The 25,245-nt window shown below is 69.4% G+C and carries 25 protein-coding genes and 4 tRNA genes; 17 read left to right on the top strand and 12 right to left on the bottom strand.

All coding sequences use genetic code 11. The features are described from left to right. Positions 1 to 47: 47 nt before the first annotated feature. From thrS to infC, 3 genes are all read right to left on the bottom strand, one after another. Positions 48 to 1,997, bottom strand: coding sequence for a threonine--tRNA ligase (gene thrS, locus F8S09_RS00145; RefSeq protein ID WP_152867919.1), 1,950 nt, complete (start codon positions 1,995 to 1,997; stop codon positions 48 to 50). 300 nt (positions 1,998 to 2,297) lie between these two features. Then, the gene (locus F8S09_RS00140) at positions 2,298 to 2,543 is read right to left on the bottom strand and encodes a glutaredoxin domain-containing protein (RefSeq protein ID WP_152867918.1); all 246 of its coding nucleotides are present in this window, start codon (positions 2,541 to 2,543) and stop codon (positions 2,298 to 2,300) included. A 119-nt stretch (positions 2,544 to 2,662) separates the two neighbouring features. Beyond that, positions 2,663 to 3,283, bottom strand: coding sequence for a translation initiation factor IF-3 (infC, locus tag F8S09_RS00135; RefSeq protein ID WP_322618369.1), 621 nt, complete (start codon positions 3,281 to 3,283; stop codon positions 2,663 to 2,665). Positions 3,284 to 3,391: 108 nt separating this feature from the next. Between infC and F8S09_RS00130 the strand changes: the two genes are divergently transcribed. From F8S09_RS00130 to F8S09_RS00095, 8 genes are all read left to right on the top strand, one after another. Beyond that, a complete protein-coding gene (locus F8S09_RS00130) occupies positions 3,392 to 5,365 on the top strand; it encodes an amylo-alpha-1,6-glucosidase (protein ID WP_227978417.1) in 1,974 nt (657 codons plus the stop codon). A 97-nt stretch (positions 5,366 to 5,462) separates the two neighbouring features. Further along, positions 5,463 to 6,140, top strand: coding sequence for an NUDIX hydrolase (locus F8S09_RS00125; protein WP_152867912.1), 678 nt, complete (start codon positions 5,463 to 5,465; stop codon positions 6,138 to 6,140). 68 nt (positions 6,141 to 6,208) lie between these two features. Continuing rightward, on the top strand, positions 6,209 to 6,571 hold the full coding sequence (locus tag F8S09_RS00120; RefSeq protein WP_152867910.1) for an SH3 domain-containing protein: 363 nt from the start codon (positions 6,209 to 6,211) through the stop codon (positions 6,569 to 6,571). A gap of 93 nt (positions 6,572 to 6,664) precedes the next feature. Next, a complete protein-coding gene (locus tag F8S09_RS00115) occupies positions 6,665 to 6,955 on the top strand; it encodes a YbaB/EbfC family nucleoid-associated protein (RefSeq protein WP_152867908.1) in 291 nt (96 codons plus the stop codon). Positions 6,956 to 7,001: 46 nt separating this feature from the next. Continuing rightward, positions 7,002 to 7,661, top strand: a complete 660-nt coding sequence (gene recR / locus F8S09_RS00110; protein ID WP_152867906.1) for a recombination mediator RecR — start codon at positions 7,002 to 7,004, stop codon at positions 7,659 to 7,661. A 69-nt stretch (positions 7,662 to 7,730) separates the two neighbouring features. Then, on the top strand, positions 7,731 to 8,339 hold the full coding sequence (locus F8S09_RS00105; protein ID WP_152867904.1) for a GNAT family N-acetyltransferase: 609 nt from the start codon (positions 7,731 to 7,733) through the stop codon (positions 8,337 to 8,339). A gap of 23 nt (positions 8,340 to 8,362) precedes the next feature. Further along, positions 8,363 to 8,824: a hypothetical protein gene (locus tag F8S09_RS00100; RefSeq protein ID WP_152867902.1), complete on the top strand. Its 462-nt coding sequence runs from the start codon at positions 8,363 to 8,365 to the stop codon at positions 8,822 to 8,824. A 44-nt stretch (positions 8,825 to 8,868) separates the two neighbouring features. Then, positions 8,869 to 9,462 carry a TetR/AcrR family transcriptional regulator gene (locus F8S09_RS00095; RefSeq protein WP_152867900.1) on the top strand — a complete coding sequence of 198 codons (594 nt, stop codon included), beginning with the start codon at positions 8,869 to 8,871 and terminating at the stop codon, positions 9,460 to 9,462. Here F8S09_RS00095 and F8S09_RS00090 read toward each other — a convergent pair. After that, positions 9,359 to 10,186: a helical backbone metal receptor gene (locus F8S09_RS00090; protein ID WP_322618368.1), complete on the bottom strand. Its 828-nt coding sequence runs from the start codon at positions 10,184 to 10,186 to the stop codon at positions 9,359 to 9,361. The genes F8S09_RS00095 and F8S09_RS00090 overlap by 104 nt on opposite strands. Positions 10,187 to 10,339: 153 nt before the next feature. Here F8S09_RS00090 and F8S09_RS17840 point away from each other — a divergent pair, with 153 nt between their 5' ends. The 4 genes from F8S09_RS17840 to F8S09_RS00070 all read left to right on the top strand — a co-directional run bounded on the left by F8S09_RS17840 (position 10,340) and on the right by F8S09_RS00070 (position 13,889). Continuing rightward, positions 10,340 to 10,969 (top strand): hypothetical protein, encoded by a 630-nt coding sequence (locus F8S09_RS17840; RefSeq protein WP_227978416.1) that lies wholly within the window; start codon positions 10,340 to 10,342, stop codon positions 10,967 to 10,969. 61 nt (positions 10,970 to 11,030) lie between these two features. Then, positions 11,031 to 11,840 carry a group III truncated hemoglobin gene (locus tag F8S09_RS00080; protein WP_152867898.1) on the top strand — a complete coding sequence of 270 codons (810 nt, stop codon included), beginning with the start codon at positions 11,031 to 11,033 and terminating at the stop codon, positions 11,838 to 11,840. 5 nt (positions 11,841 to 11,845) lie between these two features. Then, the gene (locus F8S09_RS00075; protein WP_152867896.1) at positions 11,846 to 13,453 is read left to right on the top strand and encodes a S49 family peptidase; all 1,608 of its coding nucleotides are present in this window, start codon (positions 11,846 to 11,848) and stop codon (positions 13,451 to 13,453) included. Between the two features lie 19 nt (positions 13,454 to 13,472). Continuing rightward, positions 13,473 to 13,889: an OsmC family protein gene (locus tag F8S09_RS00070; protein WP_152867894.1), complete on the top strand. Its 417-nt coding sequence runs from the start codon at positions 13,473 to 13,475 to the stop codon at positions 13,887 to 13,889. A gap of 73 nt (positions 13,890 to 13,962) precedes the next feature. Here F8S09_RS00070 and F8S09_RS00065 read toward each other — a convergent pair whose 3' ends face one another. The 8 genes from F8S09_RS00065 to F8S09_RS00030 form a co-directional block, all read right to left on the bottom strand. After that, positions 13,963 to 15,747 carry a M3 family oligoendopeptidase gene (locus tag F8S09_RS00065; RefSeq protein ID WP_194165169.1) on the bottom strand — a complete coding sequence of 595 codons (1,785 nt, stop codon included), beginning with the start codon at positions 15,745 to 15,747 and terminating at the stop codon, positions 13,963 to 13,965. 50 nt (positions 15,748 to 15,797) lie between these two features. Then, positions 15,798 to 16,475, bottom strand: coding sequence for a phosphate signaling complex PhoU family protein (locus F8S09_RS00060; protein ID WP_227978415.1), 678 nt, complete (start codon positions 16,473 to 16,475; stop codon positions 15,798 to 15,800). A gap of 40 nt (positions 16,476 to 16,515) precedes the next feature. Further along, complete coding sequence (gene pstB / locus F8S09_RS00055; protein ID WP_152867892.1) at positions 16,516 to 17,277, bottom strand: phosphate ABC transporter ATP-binding protein PstB; 762 nt, start codon at positions 17,275 to 17,277, stop codon at positions 16,516 to 16,518. A gap of 44 nt (positions 17,278 to 17,321) precedes the next feature. Further along, positions 17,322 to 18,188 (bottom strand): phosphate ABC transporter permease PstA, encoded by an 867-nt coding sequence (gene pstA, locus F8S09_RS00050; RefSeq protein ID WP_152867889.1) that lies wholly within the window; start codon positions 18,186 to 18,188, stop codon positions 17,322 to 17,324. Then, on the bottom strand, positions 18,185 to 19,192 hold the full coding sequence (gene pstC, locus F8S09_RS00045) for a phosphate ABC transporter permease subunit PstC (protein WP_152867887.1): 1,008 nt from the start codon (positions 19,190 to 19,192) through the stop codon (positions 18,185 to 18,187). Before pstC ends, pstA begins: the two co-directional genes overlap by 4 nt. Before the next feature lie 145 nt (positions 19,193 to 19,337). Next, positions 19,338 to 20,372, bottom strand: coding sequence for a phosphate ABC transporter substrate-binding protein PstS (gene pstS, locus F8S09_RS00040; RefSeq protein ID WP_152867885.1), 1,035 nt, complete (start codon positions 20,370 to 20,372; stop codon positions 19,338 to 19,340). Positions 20,373 to 20,502: 130 nt separating this feature from the next. Next, positions 20,503 to 22,380, bottom strand: coding sequence for an ABC transporter ATP-binding protein (locus F8S09_RS00035; RefSeq protein ID WP_322618367.1), 1,878 nt, complete (start codon positions 22,378 to 22,380; stop codon positions 20,503 to 20,505). Next, positions 22,377 to 24,299, bottom strand: a complete 1,923-nt coding sequence (locus tag F8S09_RS00030; protein WP_152867883.1) for an ABC transporter ATP-binding protein — start codon at positions 24,297 to 24,299, stop codon at positions 22,377 to 22,379. The genes F8S09_RS00035 and F8S09_RS00030 overlap by 4 nt, the downstream gene beginning before the upstream one ends. Positions 24,300 to 24,634: 335 nt before the next feature. Here F8S09_RS00030 and F8S09_RS00025 point away from each other — a divergent pair. The 5 genes from F8S09_RS00025 to F8S09_RS00005 all read left to right on the top strand — a co-directional run. Further along, positions 24,635 to 24,710 (top strand) — tRNA-Thr (locus F8S09_RS00025). Positions 24,711 to 24,752: 42 nt separating this feature from the next. Next, positions 24,753 to 24,838 (top strand) — tRNA-Tyr (locus F8S09_RS00020). Positions 24,839 to 24,841: 3 nt separating this feature from the next. After that, positions 24,842 to 24,914, top strand: a tRNA-Gly gene (locus tag F8S09_RS00015). Positions 24,915 to 24,923: 9 nt separating this feature from the next. After that, positions 24,924 to 24,998: transfer RNA gene (locus F8S09_RS00010), tRNA-Thr, on the top strand. A gap of 133 nt (positions 24,999 to 25,131) precedes the next feature. Continuing rightward, a partial coding sequence (locus tag F8S09_RS00005) for a GTP-binding protein (protein WP_152867881.1) occupies positions 25,132 to 25,245 on the top strand: 114 nt, incomplete at its 3' end.

The following is a 25,245-nucleotide window of genomic DNA, read 5'->3' as shown; positions in this document are numbered from 1 at the left end:
GGGCCGGTGGACGTAACCGGCCCCTCTCCCCTGCCTGTTCCTTATCCTTACGCCCGCGTCCGCACCCGTTCCTGCAACTCGGCCAGCAGCGCCGCGAAGTCCACGCCCTTGCGCTCCTTGTGGCCTTCCGGGGTGCGTTCGCGCACGCTGACCTCGCGCCGCGCCTCTTCCTGATCCCCGACGATGAGCATGACGGGGATCTTGGAGAGCTCGGCCGTGCGGACCTTGGCGTTCATGCGGTTGGCGGAGCCGTCCACCTCGGCCCGCATTCCGGCGGCCTTGAACTCGTTGGCGAGCGTCTCGGCGTAGGGAATGTGGCGGTCGGCGATGGGGATGATCATGACCTGCCGGGGCGCGAGCCACAGCGGGAAGTCGCCGCCGTAGTGCTCGATCAGGATGCCCACGAAGCGCTCCAGGCTGCCGAAGGGAGCACGGTGGATCATCACCGGGCGGTGGTCCTGCCCGTCCTCACCGGTGTACGAGATGTCAAAGCGCTCGGGCAGGTTGTAGTCCACCTGAATCGTTCCAAGCTGCCACTCGCGCCCCAGCACATCCTTGACCACGAAGTCGAGCTTGGGGCCGTAAAAGGCCGCGTCGCCGGGTTCCACCGTGTACGGCAAGCCGACCTCCTCCACCGCCTCCATGATCTGCGCCTCGGCCCGGTCCCACTGGGCGGGGTCACCCACGTATTTGTCGGACTCGGGGTCGCGCACGCCCACCCGGAAACGCACGTCCTCCATGCCGAAGGTCTTCAGAACGAGGACCGTGAGGTCCAGCACGTCGAGGAATTCCTTCTTGAGCTGGTCCGGCCGGGCGAAGATGTGCGCGTCGTCCTGAGTAAAACCGCGCACGCGCGTCAGGCCGTTGAGTTCGCCGCTCATCTCGTAGCGGTACACCGTGCCGAACTCGGCCAGCCGCACCGGGAGGTCGCGGTAGCTGCGCGGCTTGCTGGCGTAGATCCGTACGTGGAAGGGGCAGTTCATCGGCTTGAGCATGTACTGCTCGTCATCCACGTCGATGGGGTTGAACTGGCTGTCGGCGTAGTACGGGTAGTGGCCCGACGTGCGGAACAGGTCGAGGTTGCCGATGTTCGGTGTCACCACGCCCTGATAGCCCCGCTGGAACTGCTGCTCGCGCAGGAAGCGGCTGAGTTCCTCGCGCAGCACCGTGCCGTTGGGCAGCCACAGCGGCAGGCCCTTGCCGACCATCGGGTCGATGGTGAACAGTTCGAGTTCACGGCCCAGCTTGCGGTGGTCGCGGCGCCTGGCCTCCTCCAGCCGTTCGAGGTACTCGTCGAGCTCCTTTTGCGTGGCGAAGGCCACCCCGTAGACCCGCTGAAGGATGGGGTTTTTCTCGTTGCCGCGCCAGTACGCGCCCGACGTGCTCATCAGCTTGAAGGCAGCGGGGAGCTTGCCCGTGTTGGGGAAGTGCGGTCCCCGGCAGAGGTCCACGTAGTCGCCCTGCTGGTAGAGGGTGATCGCTTCGCCCTCCGGCAGTTCGCGGATGAGTTCGGCCTTGTAGGGGTCGTGGGGGAACTGCGCAAGGGCCTCGTCCTTGCTGACCTCGCGGCGGGAGAAGTCCAGCCCACGCGAGAGGATATCGCGCATGAGGCGCTCGATTTCCGGCAGGTCTTCCTCGCGCAGCGGCTCGGGCAGGTCGAAGTCCTGATACCAGCCGTTCTCGATGGCGGGGCCGACGCCGCGCTTGATGTCTTGCGGGCCGTAACCTTTCGCTTTGTAGAACTCGCCCACCGCCTGACTCATCACGTGCCCCAGCGAGTGCCGGAAGAGGGGGGCGGCCTCGGCGGGGTTCTTCTTGGTGATCAGCGTGATGCTCGCGCCGTCGGGCAGCGGGGACATCAGGTCCACGAGGTCGCCGTTGGCGGTCGCGGCCAAAGCGTCCTGCGCGAGGCGGGGGCCGATGGCACGGGCGGCGTCGAGGGCCGTGGCCCCCTGGGGCAGATCGAGTTGTTTTCCATCGGGCAGGGTGACGTGCATAGAGAACTCCTTGTAATAAGCCTGGCAAAAGGCAAGAAAAGACCCGGTCTGGCCGCGAATCCAGCAGAGCGCCTGAGAGCCGCGTGGGGTCTCAGGCGCTGGGAGTTCGCGTGACTGGGCCGGGCATCGGCGGTCGCCGGGACGCTCCTGCCCCTATCACCAGACCGGAGTGACGGGCAAGGAGACTCATGGGAGGCAGGATAGCGGGCGGGGTGGGCCGGGGGCAACCGCGCGGGGCCGTGGCTGCGAACATGGGGAGGCGGCCGCGCGGACCCCTCCCCCTATCACCCGGAGCAGACGTTACAACCCGGCTTCGGCCAGGAAGGCGTCGAGCTTCTGCGGGCGGAAGCCGCTGAGGCTGTGGGCCACGTCGCCGCTGACGAGCGTGGGCACGCTGCGCTTGCCGCCGTTGACGCTCATGACGTACTCGGCTGCCCCCTCGTCCTGCTCGATGTTGATTTCCTCGTAGGCGATTCCCTTCTGGGTCAGCGCCCGCTTGGCCGCCACGCAATCGGGGCACCAGCTCGTCGTGTACATCTTGATCATGGGCCGTAGCCTAGCCCGTTTGAGGCCGGGAGAAGGTGGACCGGCCCTCAACCCTGGCTCCAGTCGGCAAAAGGCAGCGGCCCACCCCGGAAGGCAGGCCGCTGGAAAGGCGGGAGAGGTTACGCGCTCGGGGCCGGGCTGGCCGGAGCTTCCCCGGCGGGGGCCGGAGGTTCGGCGGCCTGCGTGTCCTCGGAGCGGCCCTCACTGGGCTTGGCCTTGGGGGCCGCCTTGGGGGCCATGATCATGTTCATGTCCATGCCCATCATGGAGGGCATGCCCTCGGGGGTGCCCACGTCGGCCAGCGTATCGGCCACGCGGTGCAGGATGCGCTCGCCGAGTTCGGGGTGGGTGCGCTCGCGGCCACGGAACATGATGGTGACCTTGACCTTGTGGCCTTCTTCGAGGAAGCGGCGCACGTGCCCGGCTTTGGTGTTGAAGTCGTGGTCGTCGATCTTGACGCGGAACTTGATCGCCTTGACTTCCTGGGCACGGGCACGCTTGCGATTTTCCTTCTCGTTTTGCTGCTGCTCGTAGCGGAAGCGGCCATAATCGAGGAGGCGGCAGACGGGCGGCACGGCCTGCGGGCTGACCATCACGAGGTCGAGGCCCTTTTCGCGCGCCATCGCCATCGCGTCGCGCGTGTCAATGATCCCGATCTGTTCGCCCTCCGCGCCGATCAGACGAATCTGGCGGACGCGAATCTGCTCGTTGACCTTGTGTTCTTTCGCTATTTTCATCACCTCCGCACGCCTTCCCACACGCTGGCGAGAAAACGGCTGTTGTCCACCTGTCCGGCGTGACAGATCAGTCTACCACGCGGCCCCCCCGCGCCCGGCATGCTGAGGCCCATGTCATCCTCACCGGCCACCCTCCAGTCTTATGGTCCTCTTCAGGCCCGCGACCCCGACCTCGAAGTGCTGCTCACCGACGGCCTGGGCAGCTTCGCGCTAGGCAGCCTTGCCGGGGTGCCCACCCGCTGCTACTCCGGGCTGGCGGTGAGTCACCAGCCCCCGGTGGGCCGCTGGCAGCACCTCGTCTCGCCGCTGGAGAGGGTCAGCACGGGCCGGGGCGAGGTGACCCTGCACGCGCTGGAGCTGGCGCCCAATGTCTTCGAGGGAGACGGGTTGACCTGGCTGGTCGGGGTGACCCTGCGCGACCTGCTGCCCGAACGCGAGCAACTCGTGGGCGACGTGCGGGTGCGGCGACGGACCTTCATGCCCCGGCACTCGGGCGCGGTCGCCTTTCTGTACGAGGTGGAGGCACGGGAGGCGGTCACGCTGACTCTGGGCGGCTTTTTCGCTGACCGGGATACGCACCACGCGCACAGGCGGGCGCCGGAGCTGACCTTCGGGGTGGAAGGGACGCGGGCCAAGGTGCGCGGCACGCGGGAGACACGGGTGAGCCTGCACGCCCCCGGTGCGGCGGTGGAGGGCCTGACCCCGCAGCCCTTTACCCAGCGCGTCTATTTCCGTCACGACGAGGCACGGGGCGAACCGGACCACGAGCGGGGGGTGGGGGCGGCGCTGTGGCAGGTGACGCTGCCGCCGGGCGGGGGACAGGTCGCCCTGGTTGTGGGGGGCCTGGAGGGGGACGTGCCCGACCCCTGGGCCGCCCACGACGCGGAAGCGGCGCGGCGTCTGGGGTTGGTGAACCAGGCGTGGGAGGCGACGGGGTTGCATGGGGACGAATTGGTCGCCACCCTCGCCGTGGCTGCCGACGCCTACCTCGTGCGGCGGGGGAGGGCGGGGCTGAGCGTGATCGCGGGCTATCCGTGGTTCGCGGACTGGGGACGCGACACCATGATCGCGCTGACCGGGCTGACCCTCACGACCGGGCGACATGCGGAGGCCCGCGCCCTGCTGGAGACGTTCCTGACCACCCTGCGCCGGGGCCTGATTCCCAACAATTTTCTGGAGGACGGCACGGGCGCCGGGTACAACACGGTGGATGGGGCACTGTGGCTGGCCGTGGCGCTGGAACGGTACGTGGGGGCGACGAGTGACCTCGCCTTCGCGCGGGAGGCGCTGCCCCGCCTGCGCGAGCTGCTGGAGTGGCATGTGCGCGGCACCGACCACGGCATCCGGGTGGACCCAGGGGACGGCCTGCTCCTTGCCGGGGAGCCGGGCGTGCAGCTCACCTGGATGGACGTGAAGATCGCCGACTGGGTAGTCACCCCCCGCCACGGCAAGCCGGTGGAAATTCAAGGACTGTGGCTCTCGGCACTGGGGGCCGAGGGGCGGCTCTCGCGTCTGCTGGGCGAGCCACCCGAATACGGTGAGTTGCTTAACCAGGCGCGGGCCAGCTTCGCGGCGTTCCTGGCAGATGGCTTTCCCGCCGATGCCCTCTCCCCGCAGGGCGAACCCGACCCCAGCATCCGCCCGAATGCATTGATCGCCCTGGCCCTGCCCGGTACGCCCGCCTCGCCCGCGCAGGTAGACGCCGCTGTGCGGCGGGCCGAGGCCGAATTGCTGACCCCGCTGGGGCTGCATACCCTCAGTCCGCTCGATCCGCGCTTCCGGGGCAACTACGGCGGCGACCAGCTCGTGCGCGACGCCGCCTACCACCAGGGCACCGTCTGGCCCTGGCCGCTGGGCGCCTATATCGACCTGCTGCTCTCACGGGGCGAGGTGAACCGTGCTCGCGCCGCGCTGCGGGGGCTGACCGGACATGTGGGGGAGGCGGGCGTGGGCCACGTCAGCGAGGTCTTCTCCGGCGGCAGCCTGCGGCCCGGCGGCTGCCCCTTCCAGGCCTGGAGCGTGGCCGAGTTGCTGCGGGCACACGTGGCGGTGGCGCGGGCGGAGCGGGAGGCATCTGGCCCCTAAGTCCGGCGGAAAGGCCGTCTGACACCCGGTGGACGGCCTCCCCCCGCACACACTTATGTCCTTGACGGTCCCCTATCCAGGGCCTACAGTTCGTGTCATGGAGACACTAGCCCTGCCGCCCCAGGCGACCCAGGTCGGCCTAGCGGTGGACGTGGCGGCCTTCGCCATGCACGGGGGCGAGTTGCAGGTGCTGCTGGTGCAGCGCGGCGAGCTGCCCCACGCCCGCGCGTGGGCACTGCCCGGCGGCTTCGTCCACCCCGGCGAGGATCTGCACGAGGCGGCCCTGCGCGAGTTGCGGACCGAGACGTCAGTGACGTTGGAGCCCCGGCATCTGGAGCAGTTCTATACCTTCGGGGCACCGGGCCGGGACCCGCGCGGGCGCATCGTGTCGGTCGCGCATCTGGCGGTCCTCGCGCACGGCGCGGTGGACGTGACGGGCGGTGGGCACACGCTGGGGGCGGGCTGGTTCCCGGCGCACCGCCCGCCCGCGCTCGCCTTCGACCACGCCGCGATTCTGACGCGAGCGCTGGGGCGGCTGCGGGTGCGGCTGGAATACGCGCATTTGGCGCTGGAGTTCTTATCCGACACCTTCACCCTGCCCGAGCTTCAGCGGGTCCACGAGGCGATTCTCGACCGGCCCCTCGACAAGCGCAACTTCCGCAAGCGGTTGCTGGCGCAGGGGCTGCTGGTCGCCAGCGGCGAGCGGCGCAGCGGGGTGGGGCGGCCCGCGCAGCTTTACCGCCGGGCGAAGGGGGCGCGGGCGGCGGCGCTGTGAGGACCAGGGGCCTGGAAGCGGAAGACCGGGGGCTTTTGGTGTCACGGGTGCAAACAGTACGCTGGGCCATGAGAAAAACGCTGTTTGCCCTGTCCACCCTTTTCCTCCTTCCATCTGCTCTCGCTCTTCCTGGCGAGACGCGGGCTGTGGCTCGGCTCCATGCCAAGCCGGACGCGGGAAGCGCGGTGCTGCTGACCTTGAAAGCCGATACGCCGCTCGACATCCGCACCTGCACGGCCGGACTGAAAGGCTGGTGCCAGGTCACCGCACAGAAGAAGACTGGATACGTCCCCCGCTCTCAGGTGTATGGCAAGGGCAACTGCGCGGAGCTGATCGCCGTGGGGCTCCGCGACCTGCAACCAGGTGAGGCCAGTTACAACAAGAGCCGCGACCGGGACGGGGACGGGAAGGGCTGTGACAAGGTGCCGTGACCCTCCAGCACCGCTCGCTCCACTCCGGGCACCTCGCTATCCCCTACCGGGCACGGTCCCCGGCGACCCCCGCCGGTACAATGGACCACAGCTATGGACATGAAGAAGCTCATGAAGCAGATGCAGCAGGCGCAGGTCGCCGCCGCCAAGATTCAGGAAAACCTCGCCGCGCAGTCGGTGGAGGGCACCGCGAGCGGTCTGGTGACCGTCACCATGAACGGGCACGGCAAGGTGACCGCCCTGAAGATCAAGCCCGAAGCGGTGGACGCCGACGACGTGGAGGCCCTGGAAGACCTGCTGCTCGTGGCGCTGCAAGACGCCAGCGCCAAGGCCGACGCCCTCCAGCAGGACGCGACGCGCGGGCTGGGGCTGCCCGGCTTCTGATGGGGAGCCTTCCGCCTTCCGCCATCCGCCATCCGCGGGGTGAGGCATGAAGTATCCGCCCAGTCTGGTCGCCCTGATCCGCGAGCTGTCGCGTCTGCCGGGCATCGGGCCGAAGAGTGCCCAGCGGCTGGCCTTTCACCTGTTCGAGCAGCCGCGCGAGGACATCGAGCGGCTGGCCGGGGCGCTGCTCTCGGCCAAGCGGGAACTGCACACCTGCCCGGTCTGCTTCAACATCACCGATGCCGAGCGGTGTGACGTGTGCAGCGACCCCTCGCGCGACCAGGGCGTGATCTGCGTGGTCGAGGAACCCGGCGACGTGATCGCCATCGAGCGCAGCGGCGAGTTCCGGGGCCTCTACCACGTGCTGCACGGGGTTCTGAGTCCGATGAACGGCGTCGGCCCCGAGCGCCTGCATATCCGCCCCCTGCTGCCGCGCGTGGGGGAAGGCATGGAGGTCATCCTGGCGACCGGGACCACCGTGGAGGGCGACGCCACCGCGCTGTACCTGCAACGGCTGCTCGAACCGCTGGGCGCGGTCGTGAGCCGCATCGCCTACGGCCTCCCGGTCGGTGGGGCGCTGGAATACGCCGACGAGGTCACGCTGGGCCGGGCGCTCAGCGGACGGCGCCGGGTGAGCGAGGCCGCGCCGCCCGTACCCCGCAAGCCCGAGGACGAAGGACCCGAGCCGTCTCCTGCCCCTTTCTGACCCGCCTCGCCCCTGCCCCGCCCGGACCCTTCCGGCGGGGTTTTCCTCTGGACCGGGTACGGTGGGAGGATGGACGCCCCGGTGACGCCCGCCCCGACCGACGAGTGGTTCCGGCCCGTGCCCCTCTCCGGGCGGCACGTCACGCTGGTGCCGCTGACCGAGGCGCACGCCGCCGACCTCCACGCCGGGGCAGACGAAGGGACTTACGCGCTGCTGTCGCGCGGCGGCCCCGACCCGCAGACGGTGGAGGGCTGGGCGGAGTACATCTCCCGGCTGAACGCCCTGCCCGCCCGCCTGAACTGGGCCGTACTGGTGGGGGGCCGCGCCGCAGGCCGCATCAGCTACAGCGAGGTCCGGCCCGCTGACCGCTGGGTCGAGATCGGCACGATGCTGGTGCCCGCCGCGCAGGGCACCGCCGCCAATCCGGAAGCCAAGCTGCTGCTGCTGAGCCGCGCCTTTGACGTGCTGGGCGCGAACCGCGTGCAGTTCAAGGTGGACGCCCGCAATACCCGCAGCCTGCGGGCGATGGAGAAGCTGGGCGCCGTGCGTGAGGGCATCCTGCGGCAGTACCAGGTGCGCCCCGACGGCTTTGCCCGCGACAGCGTGATGTTCAGCGTGCTGCGCGGCGAGTGGCCGGAGGTGCGGGCGGGGCTGGAGGCGCGGCTGGCCTCGCGGTGAGGGCCGTGCGGGTACACTGACGCATGCCTGCCCCCCTGCGCGTGCTCGGCGTGGCCCTCGCCCTGAGTGCCTTCCCCGCCCTGGCCCTGGTGGTCCCGATGAAAGGCTGGACCCCGGTGAACGGCAATGCCAACGTCTGGGCCGACGCCTCGGGCGCGTGCCTGATCCGCGAGGAACGGCACGGTCAGGCGCTGCCCACCTTTCGCACCCAGGCGGCGGCCCGCACCTTTGCCGTGCGGCTTCAGCGCACGCTGGGCGGCCAGAAGACGGTGTCCGAGGTGGTGACCCAGCCGGTGGAGCGGAACGGTACCTGGAGTGTGCTCGCCGCCTACACCCACGAGGCGAACGGGGTGGCCTACCGCATCAGCCAGCTCTACCTCAGCGACGCGGGCCTGTTGCGGACCGTGACGGGCAGCAGCGCCCAGCACGAGGCCAGCCCCTGCGTGAACGAGATGCGCGAGTTCCTGCGGCACGGGGCAAAGTAGCGGGCAGGGGCGTCCACCCGGCCGGACCCGCTACCCTGCCCCTCATGGCCCGCCGCGTCAACCCCATTCAGGACCGCGCCCGCCGCGCTGCCCTGGAGCGGGCCGCGTACTTTGCCATTTACGAAAGCGGATACGCGGGCGTGACGCTGGCCGATATCGCCCGGCACGCGGGGGTCAGCAAGGGCACGCTGGCCTACCACTTCGGGAGCCGGGCGGGACTGCTCGCCGCCGTGATGCGCCGCTTTACCCGCACCGTCACGGTCGCCACCCGCCGGGCGCTGCGGCAGGCCCCTTCCCCCGAGGCCAAGCTGCGCTCGTACGTGGACAACCAGTTCTACGGGGTGGAAAACACCCGGCGCTTCTACACGGTGTCGCTCGACTTTCTCGCCGCCGCCACCCGCGACCCCGAGCTGATGGCCGTTCAGCGCGACTTCCTGCGCGAAACGCTGGCCCTCGACCTCGAACTCGCGCGGCTGGGGGGGGAGAAGGACGCTGAGGAACGGGCGCGGCTGCTGCGGGCGCTCGTGGAGGGCCTCAGCGTGCGGTTTCTGGCCGACCCGGAGCCTGACCTAGAGGCGTACCGGGCCGAGTGCCTGCGGGGGTTGCGGGCGCTGCTGGGGTGGCTTCCCCCAGCTTGAGGACCGCGAGCGCCGCCGCGATCTGCCGCGCTCCCTCCAGCAGCCGGGGACCGGGGCGCCCCAGCCCGCTTTCGGGCACGGCGACCACCGACACGCCCAGCCCCCGCGCCTCGATCACCTCCGGGCGCAGCTTTTTCGCCCCACACCACGAGCAGACGATCAGGTCGGGCCGCGCCGCCCGCACCTCCTCCAGCGTGAGGGGCGAACTGCGGCCCGCCCGCTCCCCCAGCGCATTCACCGCCCCCAGCCCGGCCAGCAGGTCGGTCACCCACGAGTCGCGGGTCGCCGCGATGATGGGCCGAGGCCACCACTCCACGAGGACGCAGGGAGGCCGGGCGAAGGGGCGGGCGAGGCGGGAGAGTTCGGCACTCAGCGCCCCCGCGACCGCCGCGCCGCGCTCCGGGTAGCCAATTGCCTCCCCGATGGTGCGGATGTCGGCCAGGGTGTCCTCCACACTCACCGGGTCGAGGACCAGGGTGGGTAGCCCCTCCCGCTCCAGCCCCTCCACCACCCGTCCCATCCCCGGCACGCTGAGGCTGGCGAGCACGAGGTCGGGCCGCGCTGCCGCGACCGCCGCCACGTCTATATCGAGGTCGGGGCCGACCCGGATCGCCCCCTCCAGGCCGGGCGCGTCGCTGTGGCTGTCCACGGCGACGACCTGTCCCGCCGCGCCCAGGGCCGCGAGGATGTCCGAGTTGGAGGCGGTCAGGGAAGCGAGGCGCACGCCCCAGGGTAGCCCAGGCAAAGTCCCGCCCAGCACCTTCAGCCGACGGGAGGGCCGCACCCAAAAAGGGTGAAGGCGGCGCGGGCCAATCCTCACCGCTTTCCCGCTGAGCGCGGGCCAAAGGCCCCTGACCGCATGGTAGGCTGGGGTGATATGAAGAACACCTTTGCCGTCACCATGACGCTGCTGCTGGCGCTCACGCTGGGCGGCTCGTATGCCGGGTACCGCATCGCGACCACCCCGCACCACGCCGAGGAGGAGGAAGCCAAGGCGGGCGCCGAGGGCATCGGTGACCCCACCACGCAGGACGTGAAGAGCGAGGACGCCCCCTCGCCCAAGAGCGCCGCGACCCAGGGCTCCGACCAGCTCACCCAGCCGCAGGGCGACACCCGCCCCGAGTCACTGGGCGGCGAGCAGTCCGGCGAGAACGGCGCGGTGGCGGCCCCCGCTGGTCAGGAGAGCGGCGGCACCGAGGAGTCCACCCCCGAGGGGGACGGCGTGGGCGGCCAGGAAGAGACGAGTGGCGTGCCCTCCCCCACCGCGCCCGAGGGCGGCGACGAGCAGACCGAGGTGGGCCAGACCGGCGCCTCCAACGTTGAGAAGTCCAGCGCGGCCAACCCCACGGTCGAGGACTCGGAAGCGGCCGACATCGCCGACACGCTGGGCGGCGAGAACCGCGACGACAACGAGGCGCCGCCCCGGCAGCAGACCGGCGGGCAGCAGGGAGAGGGCGGCGGCGCGGACGAGGGGACGCCTACCCCCCCGACCGATACGAACGAGTAATCCCACACCTGAAGGTGACCCCCGGACCCCGTGCGCCGGGGGTCTTCCCTATGCTGGCCCCATGCCGGATGCCCTGCTCTCCCCCCTCCCTTTGCCGGACTGGCGCACCGAGCTGGCCACCCCGGAGGCGCTGCCGGGTGCGGCGGGCCTGCTGCTCCCCCACGACGGCGAGCCGGTGGCCGACGTGCGGGAGAGGCCCGACCGCTGGGCGCGGCTGACCCTGGCATCGGAGGCCCTTCGGCGCGGGGTGCCCACCCTCGCCTGGGGCACGGGCGCGGCGCTCGCGGGACGGGTGCTGGGCGCACACGTGCGGCACGGCGGCCCCGCCGGGGACTGGACAGAGGCGCCGCGTGGAGCGGTCGTCCACGCCTGGGAGGGAGAACTGCCCCTCCACTGGACCCACGGTTCCCTGACGGCCTGGGCCGGGCCGACCCTCCCGCCCGAACGCAAAGCGGCGTTTCTGGCGGTGTTGGAAGAGGCTCCTCCCCGTCTCCCAGCCAACCCATTGGAAGCGGTCGGCGGGGAGGCGGCGCTGCGCCCCCTGCTGGCCGACTTCTACGCGCGGGCACGGGCGGACGAGGTGCTGGGGCCGACCTTCGCGGCGCACGTCACCGACTGGGACGCCCACCTGGAACGGGTGACGGCCTTCTGGGTCACGATGCTGGGGGGCGGTCCGGCGTGGCGGGGCAACCTCAACCACGTTCACGCGGGGCTGGGCATCCGGGGAGCGCATCTGGAGCGCTGGCTGGCTCTGTTCGGAGAGGCGGCGCGGGCGCACCTCCCGCCGGAAGCCGCCGACCTCCTGCTGGCCCGTGCCGGGGCGATGGGGGAGCGGCTGGGGAACCGTCCCCGCTCCGGGCGCGTAGGCTAGGGGGTATGGTCAACATTCCCTTTCTGCCCCGCTCAGGCGATCCCTTGCCGGACGGCGTGACCCGGCCGACCTGGGTGGTCCTCGACCTGCACGGGAGCTACCCGGCGCGGCAACCTGCGGGCGCACTTCAGGCGCTGCTGAGCCGCACCGAGACGCTGGAGGCGCTAGAGGCCCGTGCCGAGAAGCTGCGCGGCGCCGAGTGGCTGCACGGCGTCCTCGTGCGCTTCTCCGAGTTCACGGCCTCGCCCGCGACCGCGCACGCGATCCGGGGCATCCTCTCGCGGCTGGCGGCGGAAAAGCGGGTGGTGGCCTTTCTGCCGCAGCTCACCATGACGGGCCTGATCGCGGCGAGCGGGGCGGGCGAACTCGTCTCGCCCGAGTCGGCGGACGTGATGGTGCCGGGCTTCGGGCTGGAGCAGACCTTCCTGGGCGAGTTCCTGCGCAAGAGCGGCATCGAGTTCGAGAACCTGCGCATCCGCGAGTACAAGGCGGCCCTGACCCGCTACTCGCAGGACCACATGGACGACGCCAACCGCGAGCAGCTCACCGCCTACCTGCACGGGCTGGAGTCGGCCTGGGCGCGTGACCTGGCAGCGGCGCGGGGGGTCAGCGAGGACGTGGCCCGCACCTGGCTCACGGGCGACCTCACGAGTGCCCACGCGGCGCGGGACGCGGGCCTGATCGACCGCGTCGCCTACGAGGACGACCTGATTGGTCCCGGCACCCGGCCCATGGCGGCGGTCCTCGACCTGCTGATGCCCAGGAAGCCGAGCAACCCCAAGGCCGGGCGGGTCGCGGTCGTGCCCCTGGTGGGCACCATCGTCACCGGGAAGAGCAAGACCAACCCCCTCCCGTTGCCGCTGCTGGGCGGCCCGCAGGCGGGGTCCGACACCGTGGTCGCGGCGCTGCGCCACGCCAAGAAGGACAAGACGACCAAGGCCATCGTCCTGTACGTGGACAGCGGCGGCGGCTCAGCCCTGGCCTCCGACCTGATCTGGCGCGAGGTGGCGACCTCCGACAAGCCCGTCGTCGCCGTGATGGGCGAGTACGCGGCGAGCGGCGGGTACTACGTCCTCACCCATGCCAAACATGTAGTTGCCAGCCCGTACACCCTCACGGGCAGCATCGGCGTGGTGAGCGGCAAGCCCGTCCTGCGCGACTTCAACGCCCGCCACGGCCTGAAGCCCGAGGCGGTGGGCCGCGAGCGGGCGCTGATGTACACGGCCTCGCGTCCCTTCTCGGAAGACGAGCGCGAGCACGTCAAGCGCGGCATCTCAGAGGTCTACGACCGCTTTGTCAGCCGGGTGGCCGAGGGCCGCAAGATGACCACCGAGCGCGTCAACGAAATCGGCCGGGGCCGCATCTGGAGCGGGCTGGACGCGCTGGAGCTGGGGCTGATCGACGAGCTGGGCGACCTGCAAACCGGCCTGGCACGTGCCCGCGAGCTGGCGGGCCTGCCCCACGATGCCCCCGCCTGGAATGCCGCCCCCGCCAAGACTGGCCCCTTCCCCGAGTTCGCGCAGGAAGCCGCCGACGCCGCCCGCGTGTCCGTGTGGCCCTTCGGCCGCGAGCGGGTGCTGACGTGGTTTGATCAGGACGTGAAGGTGCGGTAACCCGCGCCCGAGGTGCGCCATGAAAATCAGCGCCCTGGTGCAAAGCAGCGCAGGCCACCACGAGGTCACCCTGCGGACGGACGGGCACATTCAGGCCCTCGCCGTCCCGCCCCGGCCCAGTGGCGTGGGCTCGGGGGTCAACGGCGGCGAGCTGCTGTTTCTGGCGCTGGCAACCTGCTACTGCAACGACGTGTACCGGGAGGCGGCCAAGCGCGGCCTGACGGTGGAGCGGGTGGAGGTGGAAGTCTCGGGCGACTTTGGGGCCGAGGGTGAACCCGCCCGGAACGTAACCTACCGCGTCCGGGTCGCAGCGCCGCACGACGAGGCCGAGGTGCAGGCGCTGCTGCTGCACACCGACCGGGTCGCCGAGATTCAGAACACGCTCCGGGTCGGGGTGCCCGTGACCCTGACGGACGTGCAGATTGAGCGCAGGTAGTCAAGATCAAGCAGGGCAAAGAGGAGAGGCGGCCATTCCGCGCCGCCTCTCCCTTTCCACTCTCGGCTGAGCGTCAGGCCAGCGCCGCCTCATACGCCGCGATCTGTTCCCGAATCACGTTCAGGCTGCCCTCCCAGAAATCGGGCGCGTGCAGGTCGATACCGAATCCAGCCGCCAGGGTGCGGGCGTCGGCCAGGCCGGTGCCCGACAGCAGCTCGTCGTAGCTGCGCTGGAAGTCGGCGGCCTCGCCGCGTTCCTTGGCCGCCTGGTACTGGGCATACAGCCCCAGGCCGAACAGCAGCCCGAAGGTGTACGGGTAGTTGTAGAAGCTGAGGCTGTAGTAGTGCGGCTTCACAGCCCACATGTAGGGGTGGGTGCTCGCCAGCGCGTCCCCGTAGGTCTCACGCTGCGCCCAAGTCATCAGGTCATTGATCTCCTGCGGCGTCAGGTCCCGCTGCGCCCGCCCCTCAAAGACGGCCCGCTCGAACAGGAAGCGCGAGTGGATGTCCACGACGACCTGCGCGTGTCCGAGCAGTTGCGTCTCCAGCACGTACAGGCGCTCCTCGCCCGTCGCCTGCTCCAGCGCCGCGTTCTGGATGATCGTCTCGCAGAAGATTGACGCCGTTTCGGCCAGCGTCATCGGCGTCTCGCGTTGCAGGGGGGTGCGCGGCGCCTTGAGGAGGTTGTGGTACCCGTGCCCCAGCTCGTGCGCGAGGGTGGACACGCTGTCGAGGCTGGGGTCGTGGTTCATCAGGATGCGGCTCTCGTCGCCCTGCCAGCCCATGCAGAAGGCCCCGCCCCGCTTGCCGTCGCGCGGCCCGGCATCGATCCAGCTCTCGGTAAAGGCGCGGGCGGCGTAGTCGCCAAGTTTGTCCGAGTACGAGCGGAACTGCTCCTCCACGAAGCGGGTCCCGGCCTCGTAAGTCCATTCGGTCTGCGAACGGCCCACGGGCGCGAAGAGGTCCCACCAGTCCAGCTTCGGCTTGCCCAGCGCCCGCGCCTTCGCCGCGAAGTAGCGCCGGAAGTCGGGAAAGGAGCGCACGACCGCGCCCTGCATGGCCTCCAGCGTCTCGCGGTCGATGCCGTGGGTCAGCAGGCTGGGGGCCACCGCGTCGGGAAAGCCCCGGCGGGCGGCGAGGGTGCCTTCCTCGCCCTTGACGCCGTTCAGCGCGGCGGCGAGGACGACTTCCGCGCCCTCCCAGACCTTCAGCTCGGCCTCGTAGGCGTCGCGGCGCACGCCCTCGTCGGGGTCGGTCGCCAGGGCACGCAGGGCGGTCACGGGCAGCGACTCGCCCCGGAACTCGCCGCGCAGTTGGCTGGAGACGTTGCCGTGCAGCTTGGACCAACCACCCGCCCCGCTGGGCCGCAGCCGGGCGGCGAGGTCTTCTTCCTCCGGGGTCATCTGGTACCGCGCCCGCTCCGCGCTGCGGCGAATCAGGTGCTCGTGCTCGCGGGCGACCTCGGACGCGGCCAGCAGCCCCTCCACGTCCTGCCCGCCCAGCCACGCGGTCAGGCGCGAGCGCAGCGGCCCCAGCGGAAGGGTCAGGGTGGTCAGCTCGCCCATCTTCTGCTGGGCGAGGGCGTCACGGCTGTCGGTCGTCACGAAGGCGGAGATGAAGCCCCGCAGCGAGGTCAGGCGCGTCATCAGCGCGTTCAGGCCCCCCAACACGGCTTCCAAACTCTCGGGGGAAGTGGTGTCGCCGTCCTTGCGAACCCCGTAACGGTCAAACGTCGCTTCCAGCGCGGTTACCTCGTCTCGCACGGCAGCCAAGTCGGCGGCGAGGCGAGGGTCTTGCAGACCCGCGTACAGATCGTCGGTGCGCCAGCGGGGCAGCTCGCGGGATTCGGTGGTGGTCATGGGGGGAGGCTAGCAGGCGAGGGGCCGGGGACGGACCTCGGCCAGATGGCTTATGAGGGGGACTCCGCCACCGTTCTCGCCGCCCCTGGCCCCTCCACCAGCGCCAGCACCCGCTCGGCCACGTTGACCAGATGGTCCCCCAGGCGTTCTAAGCTGCGGGCCATGCGGTTGGCGGCCAGCGCGACCTCCACGTCGTCTGGGCGCTCATGCAGGCGGGTCAGGCTGGCGCGTTGCAAAAGCTCGTACAGCACGTCCACCTCTTCCGCGTCCAGCCGGATGACCTCGCGGGCGGCTGCCGCGTCGCGCTCGGCAAAGGCGTAGGCGAGGCGGTCGAGCATGGTGGTCAGCAGTCCGATCAGGGGCAGCACGTCTTGTAGGGTGGCCGAGCGGGTGCGCGGGGCCAGCCGTTCGAGGTCGCGGGCCACCCCGAAGGCGTAGTCGCCCACCCGTTCCAGATTGGTCAGGCTGCGAAAGACCAGCAGGTGAAAGGCGAGGTCGTCCGGGGTCAGCGGGCGGGCGAAGGCGGCGAGGCAGGCGTCCTCCAGCTCGCGCTCCAGCGCGTTCGTCTCGCTCTCCAGCCTCCCGGCGCGGGCGGTCAGTCCGGCGTACTCGGCGCGGCGGGCGGCGTCGCGGACGGCCTCCAGTTCCTCCAGCGCCAGGCTAAGCATCCGCAGAAAGCGGGCGGTCACGCTGCCCGCCCCCTCGACCCCCACTCCACCCACCGTCATGGCCCCAGTATCGGCTCCGGCGGCGACCGGACGGCCAGACTCAACCAAAGCGGCCCGTCACATACGCCTCGGTGCGCTCGTCGCGCGGGCTGGTGAAGACCTGATCGGTCACGCCGTGCTCCACGAGGTCGCCATTCAGGAAAAAGGAGGTCGTGTCGCTCACGCGGGCCGCTTGGTGCATGTTGTGCGTGACGATCAGGATGGTGGTGACCTGCTTGAGTCCGGTCATCAGGTCTTCGATGCGGGCCGTGCTCGCGGGGTCGAGCGCTGAGGTCGGCTCGTCCATCAGCAGCAGCTCTGGCTCGACGGCCAGGGCACGGGCGATGCACAGCCGCTGCTGCTGACCGCCCGAAAGGCCCGTCGCCGGGGTCTTGAGACGGTCCTTGACCTCGTCCCAGAGGGCGGCCCCGCGCAGCGAGCGCTCGGCCACCTCCATCAAGCGGGCGCGGTCACGCACCCCGGTCAACTTCAGGCCGCTCACCACGTTGTCGAACACGCTCATGGTGGGAAAGGGGTTGGGCTTCTGGAAGACCATTCCGACCCGGCGGCGCATGGCGACCGCGTCCACGCCGGGGGCGTACACGTCCTCGCCGTCGAGCACGATGCGGCCCGTGACGCGGGCACCCGGCGTCAGGTCGTGCATCCGGTTGATCGCCCGCAGGAAGGTGGTTTTGCCGCACCCGGAAGGGCCGATTAGGGCGTTCACGGTGCCGCGCTGCACGCTGAGGTCCACATCGCGGACGGCCTGCTTGTCGCCGTAATAGATGCTCACGTTCTGGGCAGTGAGGAGGGGGGTGGACATGGGTGGGGACTCCTTGGACGGACAGGCGACGGGGGCGGGGAGGCTTAGCGCCGCCGACTCGCCCACCGCGCCAGCAGACTCGTGGCGAAGATGATCAGGATCAGCAGCAGCGCTCCCGCTTTGGCGAGGCGCTGGTTCTCGTCGTAGGCGCTGGTCGCCCCCCGGTAGATTTCCAGTGGCAGGGCGCTCATGGGCTTGGTGGGGTCGAGGTTCACGAGCGGGTTGCCGAAGGCGGTGAACAGCAGCGGCGCGGCCTCGCCCGCCACCCGCGCCAGGGCCAGCATCACGCCTGTCACGATGCCCCCGGCGGCGGCGGGCAGCACGATCCGCAGGATGACCAGCCACTGCGGCAGCCCCAGACTCAGGCCCGCCTCGCGCACGGTGACGGGCACCAGCTTCAGGACCTCCTCGGTCGTGCGGACCACGATGGGAATCATCAGGAAGCCCAGCGCGATGGCGCCCGCCAGCCCGGAAAAGCCGAAATACAGCACGATCAGCCCGTAAGCCACCAGTCCCATCACGATGGCCGGGATGCCCGCGAGCACGTCGCTGAGCATCCTCACGGTGGGCATCAGCGGGTGCCGGGGATACTCGGCCAGGAAGATGCCGCCCGCCACCCCCACCCCGACGCCCAGTACGCTCGCCATCAGCAGCATCTGGAGGCTGCCCACAATCGCGTTGAGAAGGCCGCCGCCCGTCTCCCCTTCCGGCGCGGGCGTCCGGGTGAAGAACTCCAGATTCATCGCTCCCAGCCCCTCGCGCAGCAGGTAGGCAAAGATCAGGATCAGGGGGGCGACCACGATGACGGTCGAGAGGCCGATCAAAGCGCCCATGATCAGGTTGCGGGCGCGGCGGGCCGGGCTGAGCCGGGGCCGGGGGCGGGCAGGGAGGGCCGAGCTGCGGGCGGTCATTGAATCCCCTTGGGCGTCAGCCGCGCGATCACCATACGGGCGATGAAGTTCACCAGCACACTGAGGAAGAACAGGCCCAGGCCCAGCGCCACCACGCTGGAGCGGTGCAGCCTCTCCTGCGCGTCACCGAACTGGTTGGCGATCACGGAAGCCATCGTGCTGGCCCCACCCCACAGGCTCTTGATGATGTCCTGGCTGTCCCCGATCACCATCGCCACCGCCAGCGTCTCGCCCAGCGCCCGGCCCAGCGCCAGAATCACGCCGCCCAGGATGCCCGCGCGGGCATAGGGCAGGATGGCCCGCGAGATGACCTCCCACTTCGTCGCGCCCAGGGCGTACATCGCCTCGCGCTGGTCCTGCGGCACCAGCCGGATCACGTCCCGCGCCACCGACGCCGTGTAGGGCAGGATCATCACCGTCAGGATCAGGATGGCGAGCGCCAGCCCCCGCCCGTCGAAGGCGCTGGGCACGAAAAAGCATTGCAGGGTGGTCTGGCCGCTGTTCCAGATGTCCTGACAGCGGGTATAGACCTCCAGATTGGCCGGGTCCGCGAAGAAGCCCTGCTGCCAGCGGCCCAGGATCGGCGCGATCACGAACAAGGCCCACAGCCCGTACACCACGCTGGGCACGGCAGCGAGCAGCTCGATCAGGTAGCCCACCGGGTTCGCCAGCCACTTCGGGGCGTACTCGGCCACGAACAGGGCACTCGCCACCGCCAGCGGCACACTCAGCACCAGCGCGGCGAGGCTGGTCACCAGCGTGCCGATCACCATCTGGGCCGCCCCGAACTCGCCCGTCACCGGGTTCCAGGTGCGCTCGGTATAGAAGCTCAGCCCGAACTCGCGCAGGGCGGGCCACGACTCGCGCCCGAGCTGGTACACGCTCAGCACGAACACCAGCACGATCACCGAGGCGAGCGCGAGAATCAGGCCCTGAAAGGTGCGGTCGCTGCGGCCGGACAGGGCGGCGCGGGGCGAGGAACGGGGACGCAGGGGTTCACTCATGGGGTCATGACCTCTGGGGGACAGTTCAGCGCGGGGGCGTCAGGGCCACGTCAGGGCCGGGACGGGCGGGAAGGGTCGCGGAGCACAGAGCAGCGGCGGCGGGCGGCCCCACCTCGGAGGGCCGCCCGCTTTGAAGGTCAGACGATCAGAGCTTGCCGCCCCCGTAGGTCATCGAGTTGATGATGTTCCGCGCCTTGCTCGCCACCGTGGAAGGCAGCCTCGCGTAGTCCAGTGCCTCGTTGTAGCCCTGGCCGGTGGTGACCATCCAGCTCAACAGGTTCTTAAGGGCCTTGGCCTGAGCCTGGGTGCGGTTGCCGTACTTCTGCTCCTTGTAAAAGATCACGTAGGTAAAGCTGGCGATGGGGTAGGCGCCCGCGTTCGCGCTGTTCGTCAGGCTGACGCGAGTGTCGGCGGGGATGACCACGCCCTGCGCGGCGGCGGCGGCGGGTCCGTTGTCGGCCAGCACATCCTTGCCCGCGCGGTTGCGCACGCTGCCGTAGGGGAGCTTGTTCTGCTTGGCGTACACCAGCTCCACGTACCCGATCGCGCCGGGAGTGCTCTTGACCACGCCCGCCACGCCGTCGTTGCCCTTGGCGCCCGTGCCGGTGGGCCACTGGAGGCTGTTGCCCACGCCCACCTTGTTCTTCCACTCGTTGCTGACCTTGCTCAGATAATCCGCGAACACGTAGGTGGTGCCCGAGCCGTCGCTGCGGCGCACGGCGGTGATGGGCAGGCCGGGCAGGGTCACGCCGGGGTTCAGGGCGGTGATCGCCTTGTCGTTCCAGGTGCGAATCTTGCCCAGGTAGATGTCGGCCAGCACCCGCCCCGTGAACTTGAGGGGCTGCGTCACGCCGGGCACGTTGTAGGCGGGCACGACCGCGCCGATGGCGGTGGGGACGTGCAGCAGCCGACCGGGGGCCGCCTTCATCGCCTCGTCGCTCATGGGGTTGTCCGACCCCGCAAAGTCCACGGTGCGCTCGGTGATCTGCTTCTGGCCCGCGCCGCTGCCCACCGACTGGTAGTTCACGCTGACGCCGGTGTCCTTGCGGTATTCCGCGAACATCTTGGAGTAGAGGGGGTAGGGAAAGGAGGCCCCCGCCCCGGTGAGGCTCTGCGCGGCGGCGGAACTGACGGTTCCGGTCATGACCAGGGCGAGGCCCAGGAGAAAGGTCTTCTGCATGGCCCCAGGGTGCCCCCCCCACGTCAGGGCGGCGTCACCGGCGTGTCAGCGGAAGGTCAAGAGCGTAGAACGTGGATCGTAGAGGGTTTCTCTCCTCCCACGATCCACGCTCCACACCCCACGTTCCTCCTCAGTCCGCCGCGTCCCCCTGCGCGTATTGCAGGCGGTGCAGCCGGGCGTAGTAGCCGCCCTTGTCCAGCAGCGCCCGGTGGCTGCCCTGCTCCACGATGCGGCCCTTGCGCATAACTACGATCCGGTCGCAGTGCTCAATGGTGCTGAGGCGGTGGGCGATGATGATGGAGGTGCGGCCCTCCATCACCTTCAGCAGCGCCTGCTGAATCCGCAGCTCCGTCTCGGTGTCCACGTTGGCGGTCGCCTCGTCCAGCACGAGCAGGATGTCGGGGTTCTGAATCAGGGCGCGGGCAAAGGCCAGCAGTTGCTTCTGCCCGGTGCTGAGGGTCGCGCCGCGCTCGCGCACCTCGGTCTGGTAGCCCTCGGGCAGCGAGACGATGTAGTCGTGGACGCCCACGTACTTGCACGCCTCCACCACCCGCTCGTGCGAGATGGCCGGGTTGTTCAGGGTCAGGTTGCCCTCGATGGTCCCCGCGAACAGGAACACGTCCTGCAAGACCACGCCCACATGCCGCCGCAGGTCGTGCTGTTCCAGGTCCCGCACGTCATGGCCGTCCACCCGTACCGCCCCGCGCTGCACGTCGTAGAAGCGGCTGACCAGTGCCGTCACGCTCGTCTTGCCTGCTCCAGTCGCCCCCACGAGCGCCACGCTCTCGCCGGGATGGATGTCGAGATCGATGCCGCGCAGAATCCAGCGGTCGTCGCTGTCGGGCGTGTTCGCCGTTACCTCCTGGTCGTAGGCGAACCACACGCCGTCGAAGGTCACCCGGCCCTCGAAAGGCTCCAGCGTCGCCGCGCCTGGCTTGTCCTGAATCTTCTCGTCGGTGTCGAGCACCTCGAAGATGCGCTCGCTGCTCGCCATCGCCGCTTGCAGGTTGTTGAACACGTCCGCGAGATCCTGAATGGGCTGGAAGAGGTTGGTCGTCCAGCCGATGAAGGCGACCAGCGTGCCTACCGTCACGCCCGTCGTGGCGGCGACCCCGGCGGCGTCCTGATTCAGCAGGCGGGTGGCCGCGAAGTACAGCACCAGCGCGATGCCGATCTGCCCCAGCACCGCCATCACGGGCATGAAGAGCGAAAACCACTTCACCGAGTTCTCGTTGGCGGTCAGGAGCGCCCGGTTCGCGTGGTCGAAGTCCAGCGCCGTGCGCCGCTGCCGCCCGAACAGTTGGACGGTCGTCATCCCGGTGATGTTCTCGTTGAGCTTGGAGTTCACCACCGCCTGCTGAAAGCGGTTGCTGCGGAAGGCGTCGCGCAGGTGCCCACGGAAATAGTTGGACGCCAGGTACATGAACGGCAGCACGCCGAAACTGACCAGTCCCAGCCGCCAGTCCACGCTGAGCATGATCACCGCATAGGCCACGATCAGAAACGCACTCTGAATCAGGCTGACCAGCCCGCCCGTCAGGAACTGGTTGATCGCGTCCACGTCACTCGTCACGCGGGTGATCAGGCGGCCCACCGGATTCTGGTCGAAAAAGGCGAGGTGCAGCCGCTGGAGCTTGGTGAACACGTCCGCCCGGATATCGCGCAGCACGTTCTGGCCCAGGTACCCGATGGTCATGATCGAGCCGTACTGCACGGCGAACTCCAGCACCTTGAGACCCATATAGGTCAGGGCCGCCACCGTTAGCGTTTGCAGCAGCGGTTCGCGATCGGCGGTCACGCCGTTCACGAAGGGCGTCAGCGCGTTGTCGATGGCGTAGCGCTGAATCAGGCCGAACAGCGGCTGAATGCCCGAAAAGGCCAGCGAGAGCAGCACCGCACCCACCACCAGCGCGAGATACGGCTTGAGGTAGCGGAAGATGCGCCGGGTGAGGTCGGCGTCGAAAGCCGCCTTATTCGGCTCGGGGGGAAGGGGAGCACCTGCGGTCACTTCACGGCCTCCTGGGGCATGGGCTGGTGTTCGAGCACGTCGGCGGCGACCTCCGCGTCGCGGATCGGCTCGTCGTCGGCGTCGAGATCGGAGGCGAGACGCTGGAGCCGCTCAATCTCGGCGTAGTGGCCCCCAGCGGCGACGAGGTCGTCGTGGGTGCCCTGCTCGACGAGTCGGCCGCTGTCCAGCACGATGATCTGGTCGGCGTGCCGCAGGGTGCTGATGCGGTGACCGATCAGGATCACCGTGCGGCCCTGGGCCACCTCGCGCAGCCCGTCGAGGATGCGCCGCTCGGTTTCGGTGTCCACCGCCGAGAGGCTGTCGTCCAGAATCAGGATGGCCGGGTCGCGCACGATGGCCCGCGCAATCGCCGTGCGCTGCCGCTGCCCGCCCGAGAGGGTCACCCCGCGCTCGCCCAGCACCGTGTCGTAGCCCTGCGGGAAGTCCTCCACGTCCCCGGCGAGGCCCGCGAGCCGCGCGGCGTCGCGCACCCGGTCCATGTCGGGGTTCGGGGGAATGTCGGGGGGCGGTGGGGCGCCGACCACGCTGACCCCGGTGGGCACCTCCGGCAGGTCACGGTTCCCCAGCCCGAAGCCGATGTTGTTGGCGATGGAGTCGCTGAACAGGAACGGTTCCTGCGGCACCACGCTGATGTGGTCGCGCAGCACCCGCAAGGGAATGGTCCGCACGTCGTGCCCGTCCACCCGCACCACGCCCGAGGTGGGGTCCATCGAGCGGGTGAGCAGTTGTCCCAGCACCGTCTTGCCGCTCCCGGTCGGCCCGGTGATGCCCAGAAAGGTCCCGGCGGGCACCTTCAGGCTCACGTCCTCCAGCACGGTGCGCTCGCCGTAGCGCAGGGTCACGTGGTCGAACTCCACGTCGCCCCGCAGGGTCTGGATGCCGGGGTTGACCCGACCGCGCTCGTCGCGCACCAGGGCGCGGGCGTCGAACAGCTCGCGCAGACGCAACCACGACGACAGGCCGCGCTGCGTGATTCCGGTGATCCACCCCACCATCAGCATGGGAAAGGCGAGGCGCTCCAACGTCCCGACGAACTGGGTGAACATGCCCACCGTGAAGGAGCCGTCGCCATTCAGGATCAGCCGCCCGCCGACCAGCAGAATCAGCCCGAACGCGATCCCGAGCAGCAGGTTCATGACCGACCGCAGCGGCCCATCTACCTTGATCAGCGAGATGTTGCGCTTCAGGAGTTCGAGGTTCATCGCACGGTAGTCCTCGATCTCGCGGTCCTCGATGGCGTAGCCCTTGACTACCCGCGCCCCGCTGAAGTTCTCCTGCGCCTTGGCGGCGATCAGGCTGTTCTGCTCCTGCACGTGGGTGTGCCGCTTGTTGATCTGCCGCGCCATGTAGGTCAGCAGCCCCACGATGATCGGCAGCAGCGCCAGCACGATCAGCGTGAGCTGCCAGCTCAGGCTGAACATCACCGCAAAGGCCGTGATGAACCCCGACACGATATTGACGATCTGCCACGCCCCGAAGCCCAGCATTTCCCGCACGGCCCCGAGGTCCCCGGTCAGGCGGTTCATCAGGTCCCCCGTGCGGGCGCGGTCGTAGTACGGCTTGTCGAGGGTCTGGAGGTGGCCGAAGATGTCGCGGCGGATCTCATACTCGGTCTGCCGCGAGGCGATCACGATCATCCGGCGCATAACCAGCATGAAAAAGCCTGCCGTTGCGGAGGCCACCACGATGCCCAGGGCATAGAGGCCCACCTGCGTCGCGGTGATGCCCGCCGTCGCCGCGTCCGCGTCGGTCTGGCCGGTCACCCCGTCGATGGTGAGGCGGATGAAGTAGTACGGCAGCAGGTTCACGCTGTTGGCGATCACCACCGCGATCAAACCGATCACGTACTGGCGGCGGTGCAGCCGCAGGTAGGGCCAGAGGGTTCGCAAACTGTCCAAGGGAGGGGTACCTCTAAGGGAGAAAGGGACGAAAAAGCCGGAAGGGCGGGCAAATTCGGCAACCCAGATGGGCCGGAGAACCGTCAGTCTACGCCGATGGGCCTGGCGGCAAATGCGCGATATGGCGGAGGTCGGGTGGGGCCGCCCTTCAGCTTGGCTTCACCGGCAGGGCTTGTCCAAACGAGCGCCAGAACCTGGACCCAGCGGCACCTTAGAGGTCGTGTTGACACCTTTCGGGGCCGGTGCTACTATTCACAGCCGGAAGTCAGCGCGGCAAGCGCGAAACCTCCGCACTCAGGGGCAGAAATCTGTCTCCACCGGTTCCGGGAAGGGCTGCCACCCTAGCTCAATTGGTAGAGCACCCGACTTGTAATCGGAAGGTTGGGAGTTCGATTCTCCTGGGTGGCTCCACACGGCTTAGGCTGTGACAATCAGGGCCGGGACGAGCAGGACGGGTAGGTGGCCGAGTGGTTAAAGGCGACAGACTGTAAATCTGTTCACGAAAGTGTACGGCGGTTCGAATCCGCCCCTGCCCACCACACGCGGGAATAGCTCAGTTGGTAGAGCGTCAGCTTCCCAAGCTGAAAGTCGCGAGTTCGAGTCTCGTTTCCCGCTTTTTTCTCCGCTCTTGTAGCTCAGTGGTAGAGCACTCCCTTGGTAAGGGAGAGGTCGTCGGTTCAATCCCGACCAAGAGCTCCAGCCGGGAACGCGGCCTGCTTAACCAAGCGGGCCGCATTTCCTTACGTCACCGGGTTACATGCCCCCGGCTCCGGCCGGTATGCTGTGCAGGCTGGCTTGTCCCAGAGGCATCCCCTTTCAGGAGGAACAGAACATGGCAAAAGGAACGTTTGAGCGGACCAAGCCCCACGTGAACGTGGGCACCATCGGGCACGTCGACCACGGCAAGACCACCCTGACGGCCGCGATCACCTTCACCGCCGCTGCG

The sequence above is a fragment of the Deinococcus terrestris genome (genome assembly GCF_009377345.1).
Classification (GTDB): domain Bacteria; phylum Deinococcota; class Deinococci; order Deinococcales; family Deinococcaceae; genus Deinococcus; species Deinococcus terrestris.
This window is presented reverse-complemented; position numbering and strand designations above follow the sequence as displayed.

Coding starts and splice junctions, on each gene's coding strand:
- F8S09_RS00075 (WP_152867896.1), top strand. CDS start 11,846: ATGGTCAACATTCCCTTTCTGCCCCGCTCAGGCGATCCCTTGCCGGAC.
- pstA (WP_152867889.1), bottom strand. CDS start 18,188: ATGACCGCCCGCAGCTCGGCCCTCCCTGCCCGCCCCCGGCCCCGGCTC.
- F8S09_RS00115 (WP_152867908.1), top strand. CDS start 6,665: ATGGACATGAAGAAGCTCATGAAGCAGATGCAGCAGGCGCAGGTCGCC.
- F8S09_RS00100 (WP_152867902.1), top strand. CDS start 8,363: ATGCCTGCCCCCCTGCGCGTGCTCGGCGTGGCCCTCGCCCTGAGTGCC.
- F8S09_RS00130 (WP_227978417.1), top strand. CDS start 3,392: ATGTCATCCTCACCGGCCACCCTCCAGTCTTATGGTCCTCTTCAGGCC.
- thrS (WP_152867919.1), bottom strand. CDS start 1,997: ATGCACGTCACCCTGCCCGATGGAAAACAACTCGATCTGCCCCAGGGG.
- F8S09_RS00140 (WP_152867918.1), bottom strand. CDS start 2,543: ATGATCAAGATGTACACGACGAGCTGGTGCCCCGATTGCGTGGCGGCC.
- recR (WP_152867906.1), top strand. CDS start 7,002: ATGAAGTATCCGCCCAGTCTGGTCGCCCTGATCCGCGAGCTGTCGCGT.
- F8S09_RS00065 (WP_194165169.1), bottom strand. CDS start 15,747: ATGACCACCACCGAATCCCGCGAGCTGCCCCGCTGGCGCACCGACGAT.
- pstS (WP_152867885.1), bottom strand. CDS start 20,372: ATGCAGAAGACCTTTCTCCTGGGCCTCGCCCTGGTCATGACCGGAACC.
- F8S09_RS00060 (WP_227978415.1), bottom strand. CDS start 16,475: ATGACGGTGGGTGGAGTGGGGGTCGAGGGGGCGGGCAGCGTGACCGCC.
- pstC (WP_152867887.1), bottom strand. CDS start 19,192: ATGAGTGAACCCCTGCGTCCCCGTTCCTCGCCCCGCGCCGCCCTGTCC.
- F8S09_RS00080 (WP_152867898.1), top strand. CDS start 11,031: ATGCCGGATGCCCTGCTCTCCCCCCTCCCTTTGCCGGACTGGCGCACC.
- F8S09_RS00120 (WP_152867910.1), top strand. CDS start 6,209: ATGAGAAAAACGCTGTTTGCCCTGTCCACCCTTTTCCTCCTTCCATCT.
- F8S09_RS00070 (WP_152867894.1), top strand. CDS start 13,473: ATGAAAATCAGCGCCCTGGTGCAAAGCAGCGCAGGCCACCACGAGGTC.
- F8S09_RS00105 (WP_152867904.1), top strand. CDS start 7,731: ATGGACGCCCCGGTGACGCCCGCCCCGACCGACGAGTGGTTCCGGCCC.
- F8S09_RS17840 (WP_227978416.1), top strand. CDS start 10,340: ATGAAGAACACCTTTGCCGTCACCATGACGCTGCTGCTGGCGCTCACG.
- F8S09_RS00095 (WP_152867900.1), top strand. CDS start 8,869: ATGGCCCGCCGCGTCAACCCCATTCAGGACCGCGCCCGCCGCGCTGCC.
- pstB (WP_152867892.1), bottom strand. CDS start 17,277: ATGTCCACCCCCCTCCTCACTGCCCAGAACGTGAGCATCTATTACGGC.
- F8S09_RS00125 (WP_152867912.1), top strand. CDS start 5,463: ATGGAGACACTAGCCCTGCCGCCCCAGGCGACCCAGGTCGGCCTAGCG.